The 900-nt window shown below is 63.9% G+C and carries 2 protein-coding genes; both read left to right on the forward strand.

Going from position 1 to position 900, the window contains the following annotated elements:
- A partial coding sequence (locus tag K0F85_RS28300) for a TIM barrel protein (RefSeq protein ID WP_219119129.1) occupies positions 1-547 on the forward strand: 547 nt, incomplete at its 5' end.
- Positions 544-900 (forward strand): 5-deoxy-glucuronate isomerase (locus K0F85_RS28305; RefSeq protein ID WP_219119130.1); only part of this gene is annotated, 357 nt, incomplete at its 3' end. The genes K0F85_RS28300 and K0F85_RS28305, both read left to right, overlap by 4 nt.

Raw genomic sequence — 900 nt, forward strand, 5'->3', positions numbered from 1 at the left:
TCCGCGTTTCCAGACGCAGCAGCAATGGCAGGACTACGCCGACAAGTTGACGGCCTTTGCCGCCCACCTGCTGGCACACGGCGTGTGCCTGGCCTATCACCACCACATGGGTGCCTATGTGGAAACTCCGGCGGACGTGGATCAGTTGATGGCCTTGACGGGGCCGGAAGTGGGCTTGCTGTTCGACACGGGGCACATCACCTTTGCCGGCGGCGATGCGCTGGCTGTCTTGAACAAATATATCACCCGCATCTGCCACGTGCATTGCAAGGATGTGCGCCCCAACGTGGTGAAACTGGCCCGCAATGGCCACTGGAGTTTCTTGCAGGCGGTGATCAATGGCGCTTTCAGCGTGCCCGGCGACGGCAGCATCGATTTTCCGGCCATCCTGACGCGCCTGTATCTGCACGGCTATGAAGGCTGGTTGGTGGTGGAAGCGGAGCAAGACCCGGCCGTCGCCCCCAGTTATGAATACGCGAAGATGGGCCACGATTACCTGGCTAAGCTCGTCGAGGCCATTCCCCGCCTGGGTCGGGAGGCGGCATGAGCCCGCTGCTCGTCAAGGCCCGGCCCGGTTCCACCATCGTCGAAGTCACGCCCGAGTCGGCCGGCTGGACGCATGTGGGCTTCGCCGCCCACCGCCTGGCTGCCGGGGAACAGTTGCATCTGGAGACGGGCAGCCGCGAGCTGTGCATCGTCGTGCTGACGGGCACGGTCACGGTGCAGGCTGGTGGACAGACCTGGGAACATATCGGCAATCGCCAGAGCGTCTTCGAAGAGCGCTCGCCGTATGCCGTGTATGTTCCATTGGATACGAAGGTCAGCATCACGGCCGTGAGCGCTGCCGAAGTGGCGCTGTGCAGCGCCCCGGCCACCACGCATCGTCCGGCGCGCCTGATC

The organism is Janthinobacterium sp. UMAB-56 (assembly GCF_900095265.1).
Lineage (GTDB): Bacteria > Pseudomonadota > Gammaproteobacteria > Burkholderiales > Burkholderiaceae_D > Janthinobacterium.